A 21,173-nucleotide genomic window follows, 5' to 3' on the forward strand; every position below is an offset into this window, starting at 1 on the left:
TGTGCCGTCGTAAGTGACGTCTTTCAAGGAAACATGTGACGTCACTCAGGGACGCTTGTCGCGAATCGCCGTCGGGGCCGCGCCGGTTCGGGTATAACGGTGCAAAACCCGCACCGGCGACGCTGTAGCCTTCTGGCTATGACGAACGGTGAATCGACGCGAAACGAGCTGCGCGCGTCCGGCACAGTAGGTGTCGCGATGGTGACCCCCTTTACCGCCGAAGGCAAGCTCGACGTCGATGCCGGTGTCGCCCTGGCCGCCCGCCTGATCGACGGCGGCGTCGATCTGCTCGCCATCTCCGGCACCACCGGGGAATCGCCCACCACCACCGAGTCCGAGAAGTTCGATCTGCTGCGCGCCGTGGTCGACGCCGTCGGCGAGCGCGCCACCGTCATCGCGGGCGCCGGCACCTACGACACCGCGCACAGCATCGAATTGGCCCGCAACGCGCAGCGCGCGGGCGCCCACGGCTTGCTCGTCGTCACCCCGTATTACTCGCGTCCCACCCAGGAGGGGCTCTACGCCCACTTCACCGCCGTCGCGGACGCCACCGACCTCCCGGTCACCCTCTACGACATTCCGCCGCGCTCGGTGATCCCGATCGCCACCGAGACCATTCGCCGCCTGGCCGAACACCCGCGCATCGTCGCGGTCAAGGACGCCAAGGGTGATCTGGGTTCGGGTGCGGAACTCATCGCCGAGACCGGGCTGGCCTTCTATTCCGGTGACGATGTGCTCAACCTGCCGTGGTTGTCGGTCGGTGCGACCGGATTCATCAGCGTCATCGGCCATCTGGTGCCGGACCGGCTGCGCGCCCTCATCGAGGCCTACCGCGCCGGTGACACGGTTCGTGCCCGTGAAATCAATGTCAGCATGCTGCCGCTGAACCGCGCGATGGCCCGGCTCGGCGGGGTCGCCATGACCAAGGGTTCGTTGCGGTTGCTCGGTATCGAGACAGGAGAGCCCCGATTGCCCCAACTCATGCCGAGTCGAGATCAACTCGACGAGCTCGTGGTGGATCTGCACGCGGCGGGGGTGGTCGCGTGACCGAGCCCGTCGCTCGTCGTCCGCGTCGTACCGCCAGTCGTGCCGCCGGGGCGCCGCCCCCGGTTCCCGAGGTGACCACGCCGCCCGTCGCACCCGAACCCGTTGTCCAGCAGCCGGAACCGGCCGCCGCGCCGGTGGAAGCCGTTGCGGCGGAGCCGGTTCGGGAGCGTGCCGCGCGCGGCCGCAACGGTTCGGCCGACCGCGCCAAGGCCGCGCAGTCCAAGCCTGCGGAGGCCAAGGCGGAGGAATCCCGTGCCCGCCAGGATGATTCGCGTCCGCGTTCGGACCGCAATCGTCGCGGTGGCGGTGGCGGTGGCGGTGGCGGTGGCGGTCGTGGCCGCCAGGGTGGCCGTGATCAGTCCGCGCCGGTGCAGCGCGATCCGCACGCGATGAGCGCGCCGCCCGCCGCCCCCAAGGGTGGCCTGCGGGTGTTCGCGCTCGGCGGTATCGGTGAGATCGGCCGCAACATGACCGTTTTCGAGTACGACGGCAAGCTGCTGATCGTCGACTGCGGTGTGCTGTTCCCGGAGGATCAGCAGCCGGGCGTGGATCTGATCCTGCCGGACTTCGGTCCGATCGAGAACCGCATGGACGATATCGCCGCGGTCATCCTCACCCACGGTCACGAGGATCACATCGGCGCGGTGCCGTTCCTGCTACGCCTGCGCCGCGACATCCCGGTGATCGGTGCGAAGTTCACTCTCGCGCTGGTGGCGGCCAAGTGCCGCGAACATCGCCTGCAGCCCAACCTGACCGAGATCGTCGAGGGCGACCGCACCCAGCACGGTCCGTTCGACTGCGAGTACTTCGCGGTCAACCACTCGATCCCGGACGCGATCGCGGTGGCCATCCGCACGCCCGCCGGTATCGCGCTGCACACCGGTGACATCAAGCTCGATCAGCTGCCGCTCGACGGCCGCCTGACCGACCTGGCCGGTTTCTCCCGCCTCGGCGACGAGGGCGTGGACCTGTTCCTGGTCGACTCCACCAATGCCGAGGTGCCGGGCTTCGTGACGCCCGAGCGCGAGATCGGCCCGGTGCTCGACAATGTGATCGGCAAGGCCAAGGGCCGAGTGATCGTGGCCTCCTTCGCTTCTCACGTGCACCGCATCCAGCAGGTGGTGGACGTAGCGCAGCGCTATGACCGCCGGGTCTGCTTCGTGGGCCGGTCCATGGTCCGCAATATGCAGATCGCGCAGGATCTGGGCTACCTGGATATCCCGGACAATCTGGTGGTCGATCTGGATCAGGCCGCGAATCTGCCGGTGCACAAGCTGGTGCTGATCTCGACCGGTTCGCAGGGCGAGCCGCTCTCGGCGCTGTCGCGGATGGCGCGCGGCGATCACCGTCAGATCAATATCCGTGCCGACGATCTGGTGGTGCTGGCCTCCTCGCTGATCCCCGGCAACGAGAACGCGGTCTTCGCGGTCGTGAACGGCCTGTCCCGCCTCGGCGCGACGGTCGTCACCCAGCAGAACGCGAAAGTCCATGTGTCCGGCCATGCTTCGGCCGGTGAGCTGCTGTACCTCTACAACGCGGTGCGGCCCACCAATGCCATGCCGGTGCACGGCGAGTGGCGGCATCTGCGCGCCAACGGTGCGCTCGCGGTCGCGACGGGTGTGCCCGAGGATCGGGTCATCCTGGCCGAGAACGGTGTCGTGGTCGACCTGGTCGACGGCATCGCCTCGATCAGCGGCCGGGTGCCGGTGGGTCAGGTGTACGTGGACGGCCTGTCGGTCGGTGACGTCGGTGAGTCCACCCTCTCGGATCGTCTGGTCCTGGGCGAGGGCGGTTTCATCTCCATCAATGTCGCCATCGACACCACCACCGGTAAGGCGGTCAGCACCCCCGAGGTCAGTGGTCGCGGCTTCTCCGATGATCCCGACGCCCTGGTGGGCGCGCAGGAGATGGTCGAGAACGAGCTGCACCGGCTCGCCGTGGAGGGTGTCACCGACACCCACCGCATCGCGCAGTCGGTGCGTCGCGTGGTGGGTCGCTGGGTCGCCGAGCACTACCGCCGTCGCCCGATGATCGTTCCCACCGTCATCGGCGTCTGACCCGGAAAGCACTGGGCCCGAACGCAACAGCGCCCCGCAGCCGTGTGCTGCGGGGCGCTTTCGTCTTCGTGCCTACTTGTCCTGGCAGGCGGCCGAGTCCAGCTTGGCGGCCTTCACGATGCTGCAGGCGTAGTTGTGGTCGATCTTCCAGTCGCTGCCGTCGGCGACGAAGGAGACGGTGGCGTTCTGCACCGGCGAGCCGTCGATGGTGACGTTGGCGTCGGCCTTGAGCTTGCCGCCGGACGGATCACCGACATTGGTGATCTCGATCTTGACGTTGTTCTTCTTGGCCGCGTCGACCAGCTTCTGCGCCAGCATCGGGTCCTGGGCCGCGTCTTCGATCCAGTCGGTCTTGGTCTTGGAGTCGATCGACGGATCGAACGCCTTGCTGACCTTGTCGTTGAGGTCGGCGACGCTGGGCTTGGCGAGGTCGGCGACGGCGGTGGTGGACGGCGCCGCGCCGGTGACCTTGCCGTCGCTGTCGGTGCCGCCGTCGAACTTGCCGGCGGGGGCGGCCGCGCTGGTGGTGGCCGCGCCGCTGGAGCTGTCACTGGACTTGCTGCACGCCATCAGGCCGAGGGCCGAGGTGGCCAGCATCAGCGCTGCGGTGGCGCGAAAGAGGTTGTGCTTCAACGAAATTCTCCCCGTTTTCGGTTTACAGCTGGTAACCGGTGGTGCAGTTCCAGTGGATGATGGTGGCGTCACCGGAGTTCCGGTTCAAGGCCTGGTTCTTGGCCGCGGTGCGTGAGGACGCCGCGCCGAAGGTGTAGTAGCCGTCCCGGTGGGAGTAGGCGATGGCGCCGCAGCCGTTGGTGAACCGGGCCACGATCTGGCAGTCACCGTAGCTGCAGTGGTCCATGGCGGACGTCTGCGCGGACGGGCTGTCGGAAAAGTCGTACGAGTAGCCGATCCGTCCGGTGGACACCGACAGTGCGATCGCACCGTAGTTGTAGTCCTGGTACGCGTTGGCCGGTGCCGCGGTACCCACCAGCAGGGACCCTGCGGCCGCGACCAGCACGGCCGCGCCGCTGACGATCTTCTTCAAGATGTTGCCCTTCTTGTACTTTCGAGTCCACGACCCTCTGGACCGCCGATCAAGCTACCGATTCGCAAGGATTGACGGCAACCCGGATGTGTGTCAGGGGTGGGCGGGCCCGCCGGGCATTGTGGGTGGACACCGTAAAACCTGCTGTGCAGAACGGGATGTGCCGGACTAAGGTCGCCCTTATGAGTATGGCCCAACGGGAACGGCAAGCCCTGGTCGAGGCGATGGCGCAGGCCGGTCCGGACGCGCCCACGCTGTGCGGGGAGTGGACGGCACGCGATCTGGCCGCACACCTGGTGGTGCGCGAACGCCGCCCGGACGCCGCGCCCGGCATCATGCTCAAGCCGTTCGCGGGCTATCTGGATCGCGTGCAGGCGAAGGTGACGAAGCGGCCCTTCCCGCAACTGCTCGACGAGGTGCGCAGCGGTCCGCCGTTCTATCTGCGCCCGGTGGATTCGCTGATGAACCTCACCGAGATGTTCGTGCACCACGAGGACGTTCGCCGCGCCGCGCCCGGCTGGGAGCCGCGCACGCTCGCGCCCGCCGACGAGGACCGGCTCTGGAAAGTGCTGACCGGCCTGGCGCGCATGTCCTACCGCAAATCCCCGGTGACGATCGCCCTCGCCACCCCTGACGGCCGCCGCACGGTGGCTCGGCAGGTGGGTGAGCGCACGGTGGTGCTGGCGGGTCCGCCGTCGGAGCTGCTGCTGCATGCCTTCGGCCGCAACGAGGTTCGGCTCGAGGCCACCGGTGCCGCCGAGGACGTGGAGTTGGTGCACGCGCTCGACCGCAGCGTCTGACCGTCCCCCGGACCGGTCATGAAACGGTCACGCGGCGGGCCGTAGCTTCGCCTGATCGGCAGCGGCCCGCGGGGTGATGAGGTGGTAGGCAATGTCTTGGCGACTGGCGGTCCTCGGACCGGTCGAGTTGGCGCTCGACGCAGTGCCCACCGCGCCGCTCCCACCCAAACAGCAGGCGGCCCTGGTGATGCTGGCCTGCGCGCACGGCCGCACCGTCTCGGTGGACGAGCTGGTCGACGGTGTCTGGGGTCCGCGCCCGCCCGCCTCGGCGGTGGGTGCGCTGCGCAATTACGTGTGGTCGCTGCGAAAACACCTGTCGGCGAGCGATTCTCTGCTGCTGGTGTCGGAATCGCGTGGCTATCGGCTGCAGGGCGCGCTGACGCTGGACGCCGACGGCATCGACCGGTTGCGGGTCGAGGCGGCGCAGGCGCGGGCGGCCGGGGGCTTCGACCGGGTCGAGCTGGTGCTGCGCCGGGCGCTGAGTCGTTGGCGCGGTGACCCTTTGACCGGTGTGCCGGGACCGTGGGCCGCCGCCGAGCGGGCCCGGCTGCGGCGACTGCACCGCATGCTGGTGGAGGATCTGGTCGAATCCACGGTGCTGCGTGGGGATTTCGCGTACGCGATCACCGAACTGGAGGCGTTGATCGCCGCCGACCCGCACAGTGAACGCTTGCGCGGGCTGATGATGACCGCGCTGTACCGGGCGGGCCGCCGGATCGAGGCGCTCGACGAGTTCCAACGCATCCGCCGCCTGCTGGTGTCCGGTCAGGGCGTGGAACCGGGCCCGATGCTGCTGGAATTGCAGCGGCAGATCCTCGCCGACGAACTGCCCGCGCTGGGAGAGACGCTGCTCGCGGCGGAACCGGTCCGGCCGCAGCTGAATACGGTCGACCCCGCCGAGCGGTGGATCGAACCCCTGGACGAGGCAGAGCCTTTCGTGCCCGCCGAGATCGACGCTCCCGCCCTGACATCGGCCATTCGCAGCCTGATCGCCCTGTATCGCCTGGCGGTGGCCGGTGCGCCGCATCATCGCGGGGTGGCCGCCGATCTGGCGCTGGCGGTCGCCGAGGTGGTATTCGCCGACGCGAGCACCGTGGACCGGGATCGGGTGCTCGCCGAACTCGCGCGTCCGATCGAATTCGCGGTCGGCGCTGGGCGTGTCGCGGCGGCCCGATCCGGTTCCGGCGCGGCCTGTCAGCTGGCGTCCACCGCCCTGTTTCCGCTGCCTGACGTGGCCGCTGCCCCGGTCGGGGCCGGCGATGCGGGTAGCGAGGTTCACAGCGGGTGATGTGGCTGGGTCGTGTGTTGCGGATGGTCCGGGTGGGGCGGTAGCGGCTAGCCTGGGGTGCATGGCAGGTAAGGCCCGCAGCGCATCGTCACGAACGCGAGCGGGATCGACGCGGGGGCAGCAGCCGCCCGCACGGTCTCGCACGCGGAATTCGGGAACGGCGGCGCCGGGGCGGGGGACCGGTACCACTCGTAAAGCTCCGGCGCGGCGTCCGGCCCCGCGCCGGGCGTCCAACACCGCCCCGCTGGCGGTGGCGCGCCGCAGTGTCAGCAGCGGCTGGAACATGGTGGCGCGCGGACTCGGCGCCACCACCCGGGCGGTCAGTCGCGCCGGGGAGCTCGAACATGGGCATCGGCGCGACGGGATCGGGCTGGGCCTGGTGGCCGTCGCGTTCGTGATCGTGGCGGCGGTATGGCTGTCGGCGGGCGGCCCGGTCGGGCACTGGGTGGATACCGCGGTGCGGTCGGTGACCGGATCCGCTTCGGCGGCACTGCCTTTCGTGCTGGTCGCGATCGCGGTGATCCTGATGCGCACCGAACCGCAGCCGGAGATCCGTCCACGGCTGGTGCTGGGCGGGCTGCTGGCCGGGCTGCCGATGCTCGGATTGTGGCATCTGGCTTCGGGTTCGCCGTCGGATCAGCACGGCCGCGAGCACGGCGCGGGTTTCGTCGGCTACGTGGTCGGCGGTCCGCTGCGCGACGGGTTGAGCGCCTTCCTGGCGGTCCCACTGCTGATGCTGGCCATCGGTTTCGGCCTGCTGCTGCTGACCGGGACACAGGTGCGCGATGTGCCCGCCCGGGTGCGCGAGATCTTCGGCACCGGCGCGGGCGGCGACGAGTACGAGACGTACTCCGATCAGCCGGGCCTCTACGACGAAGGCTATGACGCGGACGGCTTCCCGTTGCACAGCACTCCGACCCGCAAGCGGCGCGGCAAGACCCCGTCGGAGAACTATCCGCCCGACGAGTTCGGCGGTTCGGACGCGCTCACCGAGGTGATAGGGGAGCCGCCGCTGCAGGACGCCAAGGAGATCGTCGCCGAGGAGAAGCCGAAACCCAAGGCGCGCAAGGCTCCTCCGAAGGTGGTCGATCAGACGCCGCCGCCTCCGCCGCCGCAGCAGTTGGAGTTCGTCACCGATCGCGAGATCGAGGGCGACTACCAGTTGCCGCCGCTGACCCTGCTCACCGACGGCGATCCGCCCAAGCAGCGCAGTGCGGCGAACGAATCCATGATCGAGGCCATCACCGAGGTGCTGGTGCAGTTCAAGATCGACGCCGCGGTCACCGGTTTCGTGCGCGGCCCGACGGTCACCCGCTACGAGGTGGAGCTGGGTCCGGGCGTGAAGGTCGAGAAGATCACCGCCCTGGCCCGCAATATCGCCTACGCGGTGGCGACGGAGAATGTCCGGCTGCTGGCGCCGATTCCGGGCAAATCGGCGGTCGGCATCGAGGTGCCCAATGCCGATCGTGAGCTGGTGCGCCTGGCCGACGTGCTGAAGGCGGCGTCGGTGCGCGGCGACCACCATCCGCTGCTGATCGGTCTGGGCAAGAACATCGAGGGCGAGTTCGTGGCCGCGAACCTGGCCAAGATGCCGCATCTGCTGGTGGCGGGTTCCACCGGTTCGGGTAAGTCGAGTTTCGTGAACTCGATGCTGGTCTCGCTGCTCGGGCGCGCGACGCCCGAGGAGGTCCGGATGATCCTGATCGACCCGAAGATGGTGGAACTGACGCCCTACGAGGGCATTCCGCATCTGATCACCCCCATCATCACCCAGCCGAAGAAGGCCGCCGCGGCGCTGGCCTGGCTGGTGGAGGAGATGGAGCAGCGCTATCAGGACATGCAGGCCAACAAGGTTCGCCATATCGACGATTTCAACCGCAAGGTGAAGTCGGGTCAGATCACGGCTCCGCTGGGCAGCGAAAGGGTGTATCGCCCTTACCCGTACATTCTGGCGATCGTCGACGAGCTCGCCGACCTGATGATGACCGCGCCGCGCGATGTCGAGGACGCGATCGTGCGCATCACCCAGAAGGCCCGTGCCGCGGGCATTCACCTGGTGCTGGCGACGCAGCGTCCGTCGGTGGACGTGGTGACCGGTTTGATCAAGACCAATGTGCCGTCCCGCCTGGCGTTCGCGACGTCCTCGCTCACCGATTCGCGCGTCATCCTGGATCAGCCCGGCGCGGAGAAACTGATCGGCATGGGCGACGGCCTGTTCCTGCCCATGGGCGCGAGCAAGCCGACTCGTCTGCAGGGCGCGTTCATCTCCGACGAGGAGATCGCGGCGATCGTCGATTTCGCCAAGAACCAGGCCGAACCCGACTACCAGGATGGCGTCACCGCCGCCAAGGCGGGCGAGAAGAAGGATATCGACGCCGACATCGGCGACGACCTCGAATTGCTCGTGCAGGCCATCGAACTGGTGGTCACCTCCCAGTTCGGTTCCACCTCGATGTTGCAGCGCAAACTGCGCGTCGGCTTCGCCAAGGCCGGTCGCCTCATGGACCTGATGGAAACCCGCGGCGTGGTCGGCCCCACCGAAGGTTCCAAGGCCCGTGACGTCCTCATCAAACCCGATGAACTCGACGGCCTGCTCTGGACCATCCGCGGTGGTGGCGGCGACGGCCCCACGGACGACGACCACGAGGACTGAGACAACCACGCGTCACTACCGAGAAACGATGGTGCTGCCATGTCGAACCCCGAACCCGGTGATTCCGCGACTCCGAAGCGTTCCCGGATCCGGGTGTGGCTGCCTCCCGCCGTGGTGGTGTCGCTGCTGATGGCATTGCTGGCCACCATGTATCTGGCGTACGTGGTCGACCCGTCCAAGCACCTGCACGGTTTCCCGATCGCGCTGGTCAACCAGGACACCGGCGACACCCTCGCCGGTCAGCCCGCGAATGTCGGCAAGCAGATCAGTGACGCACTGGTGCAACAGGTTCCGAGCGACAAGATCGACCTGCGAGTGCTCGGCATCAACGCCGCCCAGCAGCAGTTGACGTCGGGAAACGTGTACGGCGCGATCGTGATTCCGAGCGACTTCACCAAGCGCCTCGGCATTTTCGCAACTGCGGGCGTGATCCCCGGCGATGTCAGCCAGCCGATGATCACCGTCTACACCAACCCGCGCACCGGCTCGTTCTCCCCGCAGGTGGTGCAGTCGGTGGCGGGTAGCGCACTGGCACAAGCGAATACGACGGTCGGCGACCAACTGACCAAGGCGGTCCTGGCCCAATTGCAGTCGGCGGGAGGCACTCCCGCCCCGCAACTCACCGGCCTGAGCAAACTCATGCTGGCCAAACCCATCGAAGTCTCGGTCGTCCCGTTCCGCCCCCTGCCCGCAGGCACCGGCGGCGGCCTGACCGCCTTCTTCTACACCATGATGGTCCTGCTGGCCGGTTTCACCGGCGCGATGGTCATCAACGGAATGGTCGACTCCTCACTGGGTTTCGCCCCCACCGAATTCGGCCCCTGGTACCTCCACTACCCCGCGTCCCCCATCTCCCGCCTGAACACCCTGCTCCTGAAATGGGCAGTGATCACCGGCGTAGCCCCGGTGGCGTCAGGCATCTTCATGGCGATAGGCCACGGCCTCGGCATGCCCATCGACCGCCCCCTGATGTTGTTCCTGTACAGCACCTTCGCGATCGTGGCAGTAGGCGTAACCGCCCTGTCCATCGTGTCCGCCCTGGGCACCCTCGGCCTCCTGGTGAACCTGATCCTCTTCATCGTCCTGGGCCTCCCCTCCTCCGGCGGCACCATCCCCATCGAAGCCATCCCCAAATCGGTAGCCCGGCTAGCCGACTTCGAACCCATGCACCAGGTCTACCTGGGCATCCGCTCGATCCTCTACTTCAACGCCGACGGCTCCGCAGGCCTCTCCCGAGCCGTCTGGATGACCTTGCTCGGCTTGGCCATCGGCCTGACCCTCGGCGCAGTGGTAACCCGCTACTACGACCGCAAGGAACTACACCGCGCCCCGTCCACCCCCAGGGCGTAGACCAGACCGCGAGACCCGTCGGCGCACCCCTTGCCCCAGGAAGTCGGGGCACTCGTATCCATTTGAAACATTGCACCTTCAAATACTGTGCGTCGCATGACAAATCACAGACGCATCGCCCGCACAGCCTTGCTTGCCTTCGCCCTGACCGCCGCGATGAGCAGCTTCGCAGGCCCAGCCTCGGCCGACGCCACACCCGAAACCCCTGCCACGACACCGATCGCCACTAGCTGCAACAGCAGTGGCACCCCGGTTGCCCTCCTGCATCTACTGACCTCCGGCAGCGGCTGCTCCTCGAATACCACCGAGCCCTGAGCCGCGTCCAGGGCACCTGCACCCTTCTCCTGCCGTGCTGACCGAAGCTGGCCAGCGGAAGGTCAACGGGCCGCGCCGATCCGAGGGTGCAGGCTCGATGGTGGCGCGCCGTCGGTAGCGGCGGCGTGACCGGACCAGCCGACGCGGGCGATCCGACATGGGACACGTTGCGGCGCACGAACATCCGCTACTGCCGAGTTCCGTGCGACTGGCAGAATCCCGCAATATCCACTGGCCAAGTGTCCTATTTCGCGAATTTCAAAGCAGGAGTACGGGATTCTGCCAGTCGGCGCGTGAACGCGACGTATCGCGGGACTGCACGCCATTGCCGCATACCGCGCTGACCAAGAAGGTCAGCGGGCAGCGAGCTCGACCGTAGGGTGGGTCGCGCGGACTACGCCGGGTCAGGGATCTGTCACTCCGGCAGATACGCTGAGGGACCGCCCGGGACGGGTCCTCGTTGGCTCATAACCCAGAGGTCGCAGGCAATTTCGGTGCTCGGAACGAACGAATTTAGTTCTGGCCAGTAGGTTTTCAGGAACGCGTTCACGATCGGCGTGGACGTCGCTGAGGCAGGCTGCTGGGGCTTTGCCAATGCTCGTGTTGTTCTGAGCTGCGCGACCCAATAGGCATCGCGGCCGATAGCCCCCTCCGCCAGGCGCGCGTGCTCTGCCGGCTGCGACCGATACGATCTCGACTCGGTATCCGATTCGGTTGTGGCGCAGAGCTTCTGCTTTGACTGTGGCACGACGGTAGCGCCCGGGCGAGGTTTCGGGCTCGGTACGTGAATCACCGGGTGGACCAGTGGGGATGCTTTTTCACCTCCGCTTGGACCTTGTCGAGCCGGTGGGCAAACAGTTTCGTATGTCCGCACTGCAGGCAAAGCACGGCGGTCAGTGGTGACAGCTGCCGAGAGAACGTGCTGCGGAAGGCGTGTATTCCGATGCTGTGCTCGGACATCACGCTGAGACCGCCGATTTGAGTGCCGCCGCACAGCCGCAGCCGGGGCTCATGTCGCGGGCGTCGCGCCGGTTTGACCCGTGTCGTATGCGGCTTGCACGAATTCGCGGACGCGTTGGGTGGTGTTGGTGCTCAACCACATTGGTCCCCAGCGGATCGGTGGGGCGTCGGTGAAGGGGAGGTAGGTGATGTCGGGGCGGGGGTAGAGGCGGGCTACGTTTTCGCCGACGGGGAAGACGCCTCGGCCTGCGGCTACCAGGGTGAGGGTTTCGCTGAAGCTGGCGGCGCGGGGGCCGTGGGGGATCGGTACGCCCGAAGGGGTGGAGTGTGGGTTGCGGTCGTGTTGGAATGCTTCGGGCATGGCGGCGGGGACGCCGATCACGGGGTGCTCGACGAGTGCCTCGACGGATACTTCTCGTTGTCCGGCAAGGGGATTCGTGGCTGCGACCGCGAGCATTCGTGATTCGGACATCAGGATGGGGCCCGCGACAACATCGGGTTGGGCGGCGATGAGGATGTCGGTGATCAGGACGTCGATGGCACCGTCGCGAAGCCGAGTGACGGCGTCGTGTCCCTGGGTTTCGTGAATGTGCACTTCGCAATCGGGGTGCCGCTGGCTGAACTGCGCGACCGCTTTGAGCAGTAGTTGACCGGCGATGGCGCTCAGGAAGCCGACTCGTAGTTCGCCGGTGATGCCGCGGCCCGCGTGGATCGCCCGGCGTACCGCGTCGTTCATCTCGGCGGCCAGTGGGGCCAGGTCGGCGGCCAGTTGGCGGCCGATCGCGGTGAGTCGCACCTGGCGGCTGGTGCGTTCGAAAAGTGGCGCGCCGATCATGCGTTCCAGCTTTTTGACGGTCTGGCTGACCCGGCTGGAGGTGATCCCCACCCGCTCGGCGGTGCGCCCGAAGTGCAATTCCTCGGCCAGCGTCAGCAGCACCTCGAGTTCGTGCCGCTCCAGCACCACACACTCCGATCACGTAGTTCAGCTAACCGATCGTAGCGTGATCGGGCGTTGATGGGCGCCGCGCCGGACGGCATTGTTGATCTCACACCCCGAAGGGCAGCAGAAGCTTTGGGGGACAAGGAATGTCGACCAGCATCAGCCTGACCCGCGCCTTGCTCGAGGCGGGGCTGCTGGACGAGTTTCGGCTGCTGATGCACCCGATCGTGCTGGGCGCCGGCCAGCGGCTGTTCCCCGAGGGGACCGACTCCGAACCCCGAACCCCGACCCCCTGAACACGAAAGTGAGAAGCACATGTCCTTCCAGGCGTACCTCGACACCATCGAAGGCAAGACCGGGCTGACGCCGCGCGAACTCCTCGCGCTCGCCCACGAGAAGGGCCTCGATGACCCCTCCGTCAAGGCCACCCCCATCATCGAGTGGCTGAAGCAGGACTACGGCCTGGGCCGCGGACACGCGATGGCCCTGGTGCACGTCATCAAGAACGGCGCGAAGATCGACGCGAAACACGTCGGAACCTCCGGCTCACACCGCGACGAGTCCGACACCCTCTGGCTCGACGGGAAACACAACCGCCCGGCGTGAATCCCGTGTGGACCACGAATTGGGAGCACCGGATGGTTGTCGATCGCGTCGCGCAACTGCATGGCGTTCTCGATCAGGAGACCTTGGTGAGTGCCGGGGGTTGCCAGCTGCCGTCGGCGGCGGCCGCGCGCGGGGAGTACAGGCGCATGGCCAGGTTGAAGGTGCCCGAGGCGGGGATGGGCAGCCAGTTGCCCTGGGGGACTTCGGGTCCGGGCTTGGCGGCCTGCAGGGTCAGCTCGACGGACCCGTCCGGATCGGGAGTGGTGGAGGGGACGTGGCCGACGGAGTAGATATCGTCCGGGTTGGGGACCAGGAAGTGATCCGAGGTGTAGGCGGTGATGGACCAGAAGGCGTCGGCGGGCGGGAGTTGACCTGCGGGGAAATGGAATCGGTAGACCAGGGGCGTGCCACCGGAGTCGGCGGCGACATTGCCCATCATCGGATAGATGGCATCGGCGGGCAGGTTCGCGCCGAGCGCGGTCAGTGCGGTGTTGGCGCGCAACGCGTAGTCGGTGCCGTAGGCGCCGAGGTTGGTGGCGTAGACCCAGCCGTTGACGTCCTTCGCGCCGGTGTTCTTGTAGCCCTCGATCCGCTGCTGAGCGGTCTTCACCGCCGCGTTCAGGGTGTCGGCGTCGATGCCGGTCACGGTGCCGCCGGGTGCGATGCCCAGCTTCGCGAAGCGGGCCAGCGCGTCGGCGTCGGCCGGTGCGGGCGCGTCCGTGGACATCAGGGTGGCGAGTTTCGCGAAGAAGGTCGCGCCATCCATGCCTGCCACGGTGGCGGTCGGGCTGCCCATGCGGTCGGCCGGCACTCCGGTCGGGCTGGGGGTGTCGGGATCCGCGACCCACGCACTGAGCGGCATGAGCTTGATCTGGTTCTGCAGATCCACCACGGCGTCCCGGTCGGCGGGGCCGTTCAGAGCGGTCCGGATGATGATCCACGAGGTCGGAGTGGTCAGCTCCAGGCGGGTGAGCCCGTCCGGCAGTCGCCCGTTCCATCCGGGGCCGGTGATCGCGTAGGTGAACGGCCCGTCCTGGCCGCCGCCGGTCACCTGCGGTCGCACGCTCGATGGATTGTGGACGGTATTGGACCAGGCATCCATGATCTGCGCCAGCCAGTATCGCGCGGGCATGGCCGGGATCTGCAGCACCATCGGCTCGGCCCGCAGGTCCAGCCAGGTCTGGGTGTAGAGGGTGTCGACATTGGCGGTGACGACCGCCTTGTCCTCGGGGGTGGGTTGCGTCTCGTAGCGCAGCAGGGTGTTGGCCGGTGCCGCGGCTGCGCGGGTGGCGTCCATCAGAACCAGGGGATAGCCGAAGACGTAGGCATCGGTCGCGATCGATGCCGGGTCACTGCCACCGGCGGTGGTCGTCGTGCTCGACGAGGACGAATCGTTCGATGAGCTGCATGCCGCGAGTGCGGCGGTGGCCGCCAATCCCACTGCGACTCCGAACAATCCACGACGTGACATCGACCAGGTCGGTAGGTCCTGCGGCATCTGTGACGCTCCTGTCCATCCGTTCGGGCCGGGAATGGCAACGAATCGAACGTTAGCCGACTGTTTGCCAGTGACCTACGGGACTTGGCTGAAATTCCTCGCCAACCGGGCACGTTGACAGCGGACCGTCCATTTGAATACCTTCAGTATTCGAATACCGAGGGTATCCAACGAGGAGGTTGGCCATGGTCGCGGACGTTTCCGGGCAGCACGGTGGGGCGATCGACGCCCACGCGCGCCGCCGACCCCGGGTGGTGATCATCGGGGCGGGCGTCTCCGGCATCGCGAGCGCGATCACTTTGCAGCGCAGCGGTTTCGACGACTTCGTGATCCTGGAGAAGGGTTCCGACGTGGGCGGGGTGTGGCATTGGAACCACTACCCGGGACTGACCTGCGATGTGCCCTCGCACCTGTACCAGTTCGGGTTCGCGCCGAAGCCGGACTGGTCGCAGGTCTTCGCGCCCGGCCCCGAGATCCAGGAGTACCTCGCCGACGTGGTCGACCGGTTCGGACTGCGCCCGCACGTGCGGGTGAACGCCGAGGTCACCGCGGCCCGCTTCACCGGCTCGGGCTGGGTGGTCGAGACCGGCGACGGCACCCGCTACGAGGCCGACTTCGTGATCGCGGCGACCGGTGTGCTGCACCACCCGGCGATGCCCGAGCTGCCCGGCCTCGGCGAGTTCACCGGCGAGGTGTTGCACACGGCCCGCTGGGATGACACGGTCGCGACCGACGGCCGCCGGATCGCGGTGATCGGCACCGGATCCACTGGCGTGCAGGTGGTTTCGGCCCTGCAACCCAAGGCCCGGCAGCTCACGCATTTCGTGCGCAGTCCGCAGTGGGTGATCTGGGCCCCGATGTGGCTACCGCAGCCCGCCGCGATCGGCGTGGCGCTCGAGCGCCTGCCGCGAGTCAACCGGGCCCTGTATCAGGCGGGCATGACCGGCGCGAGACTGTTCACCGACGTGGTCACCCGCCCGAGCTGGCGGCGGCGCGCGGTGCAGGAGTACGCCCGCCTGAGCCTGCGCGCCCAGGTCCGCGATCCACGGCTGCGCGCCGACCTCACCCCCGACTATCAGCCGCTGTGCAAGCGACAGGTGTTGTCCGGCAGCTACTATCGCGCGCTCAACGCCCGCAACGCCGACCTGGTGACGGACGCGATCGAGACGGTGACCCCCACCGGTATCCGCACCGCCGACGGCCGCCACCATGAGTTCGACCTGATCGTCTTCGCCACCGGTTTCAAGGCCCACAACTACATGCGCCCGATGAATCTCACCGGCCGCGAGGGCCTTTCGATCGACGAGGCCTGGGCCAAGGGGCCACGCGCCTACCGCATGACCGCCATCCCCGGCTTCCCCAACCTGTTCACCGTCCTGGGCCCGAACTCCCCGACGGGTTCCATCCCGCTGCATCACGCCGCCGAGGTCACCGCCCGCTACATCGCCGAGTGGATAAAGCGCTGGAGCGCAGGCGAATTCGACACCGTGGAGGTCACCGAGACCGCCACCGCCCGCTTCGAATCCGAGGTCTCCGACGCCCTGGAACCCACTGTGTGGAACACCGGCTGCAACTCCTGGTACTTCACCGAAGCGGGCACCATCGACCTGCTGCCCTTCGACCGATCGACCATGGAGACCATGCTCGCCGCCCCGGAGGACGTCGACTTCCACCTGCGCACGGTCCCCACCGACGACTGAGGCCGGGGGGACCGCCGCGTGCTGCGGTAGCGCTAGTCGAGCGCTTCCGCCGCGCGCAGCCGGGCCATGACCTCGGGCTCCGGGTGGTATTCGACGCGGTAGCGCGGGGGATAGACGCCCTCGACCGGCTCCAGATCGATTGCGGCGGCGAGGGTTTCCCACGGCACGGCGAAGGTAGCGCCGGTGTTCACGTCGGTCAGCGTGACATTGTTGGCGCGCGGCAGCAGCGTGGGCACGGTATCGGTCCACGGTGACCAGGTGGTGTCGACGCCGTCCTTGCGAATGTGGGTGAGCTTCGCGGCGCGATCCTCGGTCAGGTCCGCGTCGAGGTCCGCCCGCAGGTGCTCGTACTGCTGGCCGTACACGTGCGAGGCCAGGGTGCACTCGGCGGCGCGAATCTCCCGCCAGGCCAGATGATTTCGCTCCACCTGATACGGGACGAGACGGCCGTCGTCGTCGACGGTGTACGGCACCGGTGAGACCTCGCGCACCGCGTTGTCGAACAGTTCGCGGGCCGCGCGGACCAGCCGCAGTACGTGTTCTTCGGAGAATTCCGCTCCGATCAGGACGCCCACGTTCTGCGCGACGAAGACGATCGGCCGCGCACCGGCTTTCGCGCCGATCCCGGCCAGCCAGCCGTCCACCAGCGGTAGCGAACCCGCGTACAGGTCGCCGCTGACATCCGGGATGTGCAGCATTCCGGCCTTGGCGCGCGGGTCGTAGCCGGCGGCGGTGTCGAGTGCCAGTTCGGTGAGATTGGCTCGGGCGGCGGCGAATACGGTATCGGCGTCGACGCCCCACTCGTCGAGCAGGCTCGGGTGTGCGTTCTGCATCGAGGTGGGCTGGTCGATGACGATGGTCTCGATCAGGCCGGGCAGCACCGGTCGCCACACCGTGTGGTCGGCGATGCGCATGCCTTCGGTGCGCAGGTCCAGTTGTCCCGCTTGCCGGATCAGCGGCCGCAACTGCGCGGAGGCCGTCGCCCAGCCGTCCTGCCCATCCGCCGGGGCGTCGACGGTCGCCGGGATCGACACGAATTCGAACAGCACCCGGCGTGCTTCCTCGGCCGAAATGCCCTGGCACCGTTTGAACACGGTCGCGAGGCTCATGCGCCCCCGCTCGCCATCGTGCGTCGCGTAGCCGATCACGAAGTCCGTCGGATCGAACTCCGCCGCCGCCACCCGCTGCTGTGCCCGCACCATGGCGAGCGCCTGCTGTCCGAACGCCGTCTGTTCCTCGACCCGCGCACGTTTGGAGCCGAACACCCCACCCAGAAAACTCATGCGCCGGAATGTACTGCACCCCTCGGGCACTCGCTCGGCAACCCGATCGCGACCGCAATCGGGCCGATTTGGACAAGCCGGGCGCTTCGTGCGACCCCGGGGACGCAGACGCCGGAAGCTCGCAGGGAACGCACGACGAGGGGGGCACGCCACGGCCACTCAGTGCAACGGCTGAGGGTTCATCGCTGACCGATCCGTAGCGGGGTGCCCACTGCGGACACCCCGCTTCGGATCGGTCAGTGCTCGCCGCGGAACATGCTGTCGGACAGTTCGGTTGTCAGCGAGCGCAGGGCCGCTAGCCCGGCTGCCTCGTCGGGAGCGTCGAGCAGTGTCCGGACCAGGGCGGAGCCGACGATGACGCCGTCGGCGAAGGCAGCGACCTCGGCCGCTTGTCCGGCGTCGGAGATGCCGATGCCCACACAGACCGGCAGGTCGGTGGTGGATTTGGTGCGCCGCACCAGGGTGCCTGCCGCGCCGCCGCCGGAGGTTCGGGTGCCGGTGACCCCCATCAGTGCCGAGGCGTAGACGAATCCGCTTCCGGCCGTGGTGATCTCGGCCAGCCGGTCCCCGGTGGTGCTCGGGGCCACCACGAACACGGTCGCGAGATCGTGCGCGGCGGCCTGCTCGCGCCAGCGCTCGGATTCCTGCACCGGCAGGTCCGGTAGCACGCAGCCCGCGCCACCGGCCGCGGCGAGTTCGGTGGCGAAGCGCTCGATGCCGTAGCGCTGCACCGGATTCCAGTAGGTCATCACCAGGATCGGTTTGCCGCTGGCCGCGTATGCCTCGCGCACGGTGCGCAGTACATCGGCGATTCGGACGCCGCCGCGCAGGGCGACCTCGGCGGCGGTCTGGATGACCGGGCCGTCGAGGATCGGATCACTGTGTGGCAGGCCGATTTCGAGGATGTCCGCGCCACTGTCGAGGACGGCTGTGACCGCGGCAATGCCGCCGTCCACCGTGGGGAACCCCGCGGGCAGGTACGCCACCAGCGCGGCGCGATCCGCGCGTGCGGCGGCGGCCAGGGTGTTGGTGAGCAATGCGATGTTGCCGCTCATGACGGATTCGCCTCCGGGCCGTGCTGCTCGAAATATTTTGTGGCCGTGTCCATATCCTTGTCGCCACGCCCGGACAGATTGACCAGGATCAACCCGTCGGGACCGAGCTCGCGACCGACCTCGAGGGCGCCGGCCAGCGCGTGCGCGCTCTCGATGGCCGGGATGATGCCCTCGGTCGCGGCCAGCAGCCGGAAGGCTCGCATCGCCGCGTCATCGGTGATCGGCCGGTATTCCCCGCGCCGACTGTCGTGCAGATACGCGTGCTCGGGTCCGATGCCGGGATAGTCCAGGCCCGCCGAGATCGAGCAGGCCTCGGTGATCTGACCCTCGTCGTCCTGCAGGACATAGGAGCGGGAACCGTGCAGGATGCCGGGCTCCCCGGCCGACAGCGTCGCGGCGTGCTTACCGGTCTCGACGCCGAATCCCGCTGCCTCGCAACCGATCAGCCGGACGTGCTCGTCGGGAATGAACGCGTGGAACAGTCCGATGGCGTTCGATCCACCTCCGACGCAGGCCACAGCCGCGTCCGGCAGCCGCCCGGCCCGCTGCTGGATCTGCCGCCGCGCCTCCACGCCGATGACCCGCTGGAAGTCGCGGATCATGGCCGGGAACGGGTGCGGTCCGGCCACCGTCCCGAAGATGTAGTGGGTGCTGTCCACCGAGGCGACCCAGTCCCGGAACGTCTCGTTGATGGCGTCCTTCAGTGTTCGCGAGCCGGAGCGGACCGGCACCACCTGCGCGCCCAGCATCCGCATCCGGGCCACGTTGAGGGCCTGTCGTTCCATATCGACTTCGCCCATGTAGACCGTGCATTCGAGGCCGAACAGCGCGCACGCGGTCGCGGTCGCCACCCCGTGCGAGCCCGCCCCGGTCTCGGCGATGACGCGCGGCTTGCCCATGCGCTTGGTGAGCAGCGCCTGCCCCAGCACATTGTTGATCTTGTGCGAGCCGGTGTGGTTCAGATCCTCACGCTTGAGGAAAACCCGTGCGCCACCGGCATGTTCGGCGAACCGCCGGACCTCGGTGAGCGGGCTGGGTCGCCCGGCGTAGTGCACCAGCAGTTCCTCGAGGTCCGCGATGAACACGGGATCCAGCGCGGCCTTCTCGTATTCGGCGGCGACCTCGTCGACGGCGGCGACCAGCGCCTCGGGAATGAACTTGCCGCCGAAATCGCCGAAATAGCCTTGCTCGGTGGGTAATTGCTCGCGCGGAGCGGGCAGGAAGAATCGGTTCGTCATGGTCGACGCACTCCTCGCCGGGACGGGTGCCCGGTCATCGGGGGATGGGATGCTCGCGGATACGCGACGCGCGTCGAGGACGTCGACCGACCACACGGGGCAAGTCGATCGTCGATTCAGGCGAGAGTCGGAGCGGGGGAGACGTACTCCCTCACAGGCTCCGTATTACGCGCGCGCCGCGCGAAGCCATCGCATGCCGTTGACCTGGCCGGGCTCCGAACCGATCACATACCGGACCCGGCGTCCGTGCACGCGGCGTGCGGGCGCACGGCAGCCGCGAGGGCGGCAACCGGGGGCGAGACGCGCGGCGATGGACACCTCCGCAGCGTAGCCCAGCCCGCTTCACAGCGGTTTCTCAGCGCCCGGATGTCACCCTGCGGACGTGAAAAACATGGCGGCGGTTGCCGTTTCGTCCGCGGGCCCGCGGCTGTCGAAGGTGCCCGAGATCACCGCGCTGTTCTGGGTGATCAAAGTCCTCTCCACCGGTATGGGGGAGACGTTCTCCGATTTCCTCGTCAATCACCTGCCGCCGGAATTGGCGGTCGGCGGCGGCCTGCTGCTGCTGGGCGCGAGTCTGTACGTGCAATTCCGGACTCCGGGCTACCGGGTGTGGAGTTACTGGACGGCGGTGGTGATGGTCAGCATTGTCGGCACCATGGTCGCCGATATCGTCGATTTCGTGATCGGGGTGCCACTGGCGTTGTCGACACTGGGATTCGCCGTGCTGCTGGGAGTCATTCTCCGGGTCTGGTATCGCAGTGAGAAAACCCTTTCCGTGCACAGCATTTCGACTCGAAGGCGGGAGGTGTTCTACTGGTCTACGGTGATGACCACCTTCGCGCTCGGCACGGTTGCCGGTGATTTGACGGCCGAGCGTCTGCATCTGGGATTCATGCCCTCGGCGGTGTTGTTCGCGGTGGCGATCGCGGTGCCCGCCATCGCTTTTCGATGGTTCGGGCTGGGTGCGGTGGCGGCCTTCTGGTCGGCCTACGTGGTGACACGGCCGCTCGGGGCGTCGGTCACCGACTGGCTGGCCTCCACGCACGCCGATGGCCTCGGGCTGGGCACCGGGTGGGTGACGCTCGCGGTGACCGTGCCGATGGTGGCGCTCATCGGAATGCTGGGTGTTCGCGAGGCTCGATCTACCACCGTTGCGGCGGGTGAGCCAGCTCACCAGTAAATATTCTTCGCGGCATTTCTCAATTCCCGCTCAGAGATCCTTCAGAATCGACGTGGGAATTTACGGAATCTTGAGGTTTGGCAAGGGGATTACGCAGTAACCGATCTTTACGGTCGCACTCCGTCTGTTCACGCGAACTTGTCCAGGGTGTCTTAGCG

At 67.6% G+C, this 21,173-nt stretch carries 19 protein-coding genes; 11 read left to right on the forward strand and 8 right to left on the reverse strand.

Going from position 1 to position 21,173, the window contains the following annotated elements:
- Positions 1-138: 138 nt before the first annotated feature.
- Both dapA and OG300_RS03465 read left to right on the forward strand, forming a co-directional pair.
- Positions 139-1,047, forward strand: a complete 909-nt coding sequence (gene dapA, locus OG300_RS03460) for a 4-hydroxy-tetrahydrodipicolinate synthase (protein ID WP_405492043.1) — start codon at positions 139-141, stop codon at positions 1,045-1,047.
- Complete coding sequence (locus OG300_RS03465; RefSeq protein WP_405492045.1) at positions 1,044-3,104, forward strand: ribonuclease J; 2,061 nt, start codon at positions 1,044-1,046, stop codon at positions 3,102-3,104. The genes dapA and OG300_RS03465 overlap by 4 nt, the downstream gene beginning before the upstream one ends.
- Before the next feature lie 72 nt (positions 3,105-3,176).
- Here OG300_RS03465 and OG300_RS03470 read toward each other — a convergent pair whose 3' ends face one another.
- Together OG300_RS03470 and OG300_RS03475 are read right to left on the reverse strand one after the other, a co-directional pair.
- Positions 3,177-3,737, reverse strand: a complete 561-nt coding sequence (locus tag OG300_RS03470) for a hypothetical protein (RefSeq protein WP_405492047.1) — start codon at positions 3,735-3,737, stop codon at positions 3,177-3,179.
- A 22-nt stretch (positions 3,738-3,759) separates the two neighbouring features.
- The gene (locus OG300_RS03475; RefSeq protein WP_405492049.1) at positions 3,760-4,149 is read right to left on the reverse strand and encodes a DUF4189 domain-containing protein; all 390 of its coding nucleotides are present in this window, start codon (positions 4,147-4,149) and stop codon (positions 3,760-3,762) included.
- A 182-nt stretch (positions 4,150-4,331) separates the two neighbouring features.
- On the opposite strand from OG300_RS03475, the gene OG300_RS03480 reads away from it, so the two are divergent.
- The 5 genes from OG300_RS03480 to OG300_RS03500 all read left to right on the forward strand — a co-directional run bounded on the left by OG300_RS03480 (position 4,332) and on the right by OG300_RS03500 (position 10,555).
- A complete protein-coding gene (locus tag OG300_RS03480; RefSeq protein WP_405492051.1) occupies positions 4,332-4,949 on the forward strand; it encodes a TIGR03085 family metal-binding protein in 618 nt (205 codons plus the stop codon).
- A gap of 91 nt (positions 4,950-5,040) precedes the next feature.
- Positions 5,041-6,237, forward strand: coding sequence for a BTAD domain-containing putative transcriptional regulator (locus tag OG300_RS03485; RefSeq protein WP_405492053.1), 1,197 nt, complete (start codon positions 5,041-5,043; stop codon positions 6,235-6,237).
- A 61-nt stretch (positions 6,238-6,298) separates the two neighbouring features.
- Positions 6,299-8,890, forward strand: a complete 2,592-nt coding sequence (locus OG300_RS03490) for a DNA translocase FtsK (RefSeq protein ID WP_405492055.1) — start codon at positions 6,299-6,301, stop codon at positions 8,888-8,890.
- Positions 8,891-8,929: 39 nt separating this feature from the next.
- Positions 8,930-10,240 (forward strand): YhgE/Pip domain-containing protein, encoded by a 1,311-nt coding sequence (locus OG300_RS03495; protein ID WP_405492057.1) that lies wholly within the window; start codon positions 8,930-8,932, stop codon positions 10,238-10,240.
- A 96-nt stretch (positions 10,241-10,336) separates the two neighbouring features.
- On the forward strand, positions 10,337-10,555 hold the full coding sequence (locus OG300_RS03500; RefSeq protein ID WP_405492059.1) for a hypothetical protein: 219 nt from the start codon (positions 10,337-10,339) through the stop codon (positions 10,553-10,555).
- 1,009 nt (positions 10,556-11,564) lie between these two features.
- Here the strand turns inward: OG300_RS03500 and OG300_RS03505 are convergent.
- Positions 11,565-12,476, reverse strand: a complete 912-nt coding sequence (locus tag OG300_RS03505) for a LysR family transcriptional regulator (protein ID WP_405492061.1) — start codon at positions 12,474-12,476, stop codon at positions 11,565-11,567.
- Between the two features lie 125 nt (positions 12,477-12,601).
- Here OG300_RS03505 and OG300_RS03510 point away from each other — a divergent pair, with 125 nt between their 5' ends.
- The gene (locus tag OG300_RS03510) at positions 12,602-12,751 is read left to right on the forward strand and encodes a dihydrofolate reductase family protein (RefSeq protein WP_405492063.1); all 150 of its coding nucleotides are present in this window, start codon (positions 12,602-12,604) and stop codon (positions 12,749-12,751) included.
- Positions 12,752-12,770: 19 nt separating this feature from the next.
- Positions 12,771-13,061, forward strand: a complete 291-nt coding sequence (locus OG300_RS03515) for a DUF4287 domain-containing protein (protein WP_405492065.1) — start codon at positions 12,771-12,773, stop codon at positions 13,059-13,061.
- 73 nt (positions 13,062-13,134) lie between these two features.
- On the opposite strand, the gene OG300_RS03520 is transcribed toward OG300_RS03515, so the two are convergent.
- The gene (locus tag OG300_RS03520; protein WP_405492067.1) at positions 13,135-14,559 is read right to left on the reverse strand and encodes a DUF1254 domain-containing protein; all 1,425 of its coding nucleotides are present in this window, start codon (positions 14,557-14,559) and stop codon (positions 13,135-13,137) included.
- Positions 14,560-14,744: 185 nt separating this feature from the next.
- Between OG300_RS03520 and OG300_RS03525 the strand changes: the two genes are divergently transcribed.
- Entirely contained in the window at positions 14,745-16,259 is a 1,515-nt protein-coding gene (locus tag OG300_RS03525) for a flavin-containing monooxygenase (RefSeq protein WP_405492069.1), read from the forward strand.
- Positions 16,260-16,291: 32 nt separating this feature from the next.
- Here the strand turns inward: OG300_RS03525 and OG300_RS03530 are convergent, their stop codons facing one another.
- The 4 genes from OG300_RS03530 to trpM form a co-directional block, all read right to left on the reverse strand.
- On the reverse strand, positions 16,292-17,542 hold the full coding sequence (locus OG300_RS03530; protein ID WP_405492071.1) for a hypothetical protein: 1,251 nt from the start codon (positions 17,540-17,542) through the stop codon (positions 16,292-16,294).
- A gap of 236 nt (positions 17,543-17,778) precedes the next feature.
- A complete protein-coding gene (trpA, locus tag OG300_RS03535) occupies positions 17,779-18,597 on the reverse strand; it encodes a tryptophan synthase subunit alpha (protein ID WP_405492073.1) in 819 nt (272 codons plus the stop codon).
- The gene (trpB, locus tag OG300_RS03540) at positions 18,594-19,835 is read right to left on the reverse strand and encodes a tryptophan synthase subunit beta (protein WP_405492075.1); all 1,242 of its coding nucleotides are present in this window, start codon (positions 19,833-19,835) and stop codon (positions 18,594-18,596) included. The genes trpA and trpB overlap by 4 nt, the downstream gene beginning before the upstream one ends.
- A 165-nt stretch (positions 19,836-20,000) precedes the next feature.
- Complete coding sequence (gene trpM, locus OG300_RS03545; RefSeq protein ID WP_405492077.1) at positions 20,001-20,153, reverse strand: tryptophan biosynthesis modulator TrpM; 153 nt, start codon at positions 20,151-20,153, stop codon at positions 20,001-20,003.
- A gap of 73 nt (positions 20,154-20,226) precedes the next feature.
- On the opposite strand from trpM, the gene OG300_RS03550 reads away from it, so the two are divergent.
- The gene (locus tag OG300_RS03550) at positions 20,227-21,015 is read left to right on the forward strand and encodes a hypothetical protein (RefSeq protein WP_405492079.1); all 789 of its coding nucleotides are present in this window, start codon (positions 20,227-20,229) and stop codon (positions 21,013-21,015) included.
- Positions 21,016-21,173: the final 158 nt, after the last annotated feature.

It is taken from the genome of Nocardia sp. NBC_00511, assembly GCF_045161165.1.
Lineage (GTDB): Bacteria > Actinomycetota > Actinomycetes > Mycobacteriales > Mycobacteriaceae > Nocardia.

Excerpts from the sequence above, each read along its gene's own strand:
- OG300_RS03550 (WP_405492079.1), top strand. The coding sequence starts at position 20,227 with ATGGCGGCGGTTGCCGTTTCGTCCGCGGGCCCGCGGCTGTCGAAGGTG.
- OG300_RS03500 (WP_405492059.1), top strand. The coding sequence starts at position 10,337 with ATGACAAATCACAGACGCATCGCCCGCACAGCCTTGCTTGCCTTCGCC.
- OG300_RS03490 (WP_405492055.1), top strand. The coding sequence starts at position 6,299 with ATGGCAGGTAAGGCCCGCAGCGCATCGTCACGAACGCGAGCGGGATCG.
- OG300_RS03525 (WP_405492069.1), top strand. The coding sequence starts at position 14,745 with ATGGTCGCGGACGTTTCCGGGCAGCACGGTGGGGCGATCGACGCCCAC.
- OG300_RS03510 (WP_405492063.1), top strand. The coding sequence starts at position 12,602 with ATGTCGACCAGCATCAGCCTGACCCGCGCCTTGCTCGAGGCGGGGCTG.
- OG300_RS03515 (WP_405492065.1), top strand. The coding sequence starts at position 12,771 with ATGTCCTTCCAGGCGTACCTCGACACCATCGAAGGCAAGACCGGGCTG.
- OG300_RS03520 (WP_405492067.1), bottom strand. The coding sequence starts at position 14,559 with ATGCCGCAGGACCTACCGACCTGGTCGATGTCACGTCGTGGATTGTTC.
- dapA (WP_405492043.1), top strand. The coding sequence starts at position 139 with ATGACGAACGGTGAATCGACGCGAAACGAGCTGCGCGCGTCCGGCACA.
- trpB (WP_405492075.1), bottom strand. The coding sequence starts at position 19,835 with ATGACGAACCGATTCTTCCTGCCCGCTCCGCGCGAGCAATTACCCACC.
- OG300_RS03530 (WP_405492071.1), bottom strand. The coding sequence starts at position 17,542 with ATGAGTTTTCTGGGTGGGGTGTTCGGCTCCAAACGTGCGCGGGTCGAG.
- trpA (WP_405492073.1), bottom strand. The coding sequence starts at position 18,597 with ATGAGCGGCAACATCGCATTGCTCACCAACACCCTGGCCGCCGCCGCA.
- OG300_RS03480 (WP_405492051.1), top strand. The coding sequence starts at position 4,332 with ATGAGTATGGCCCAACGGGAACGGCAAGCCCTGGTCGAGGCGATGGCG.
- OG300_RS03495 (WP_405492057.1), top strand. The coding sequence starts at position 8,930 with ATGTCGAACCCCGAACCCGGTGATTCCGCGACTCCGAAGCGTTCCCGG.
- OG300_RS03485 (WP_405492053.1), top strand. The coding sequence starts at position 5,041 with ATGTCTTGGCGACTGGCGGTCCTCGGACCGGTCGAGTTGGCGCTCGAC.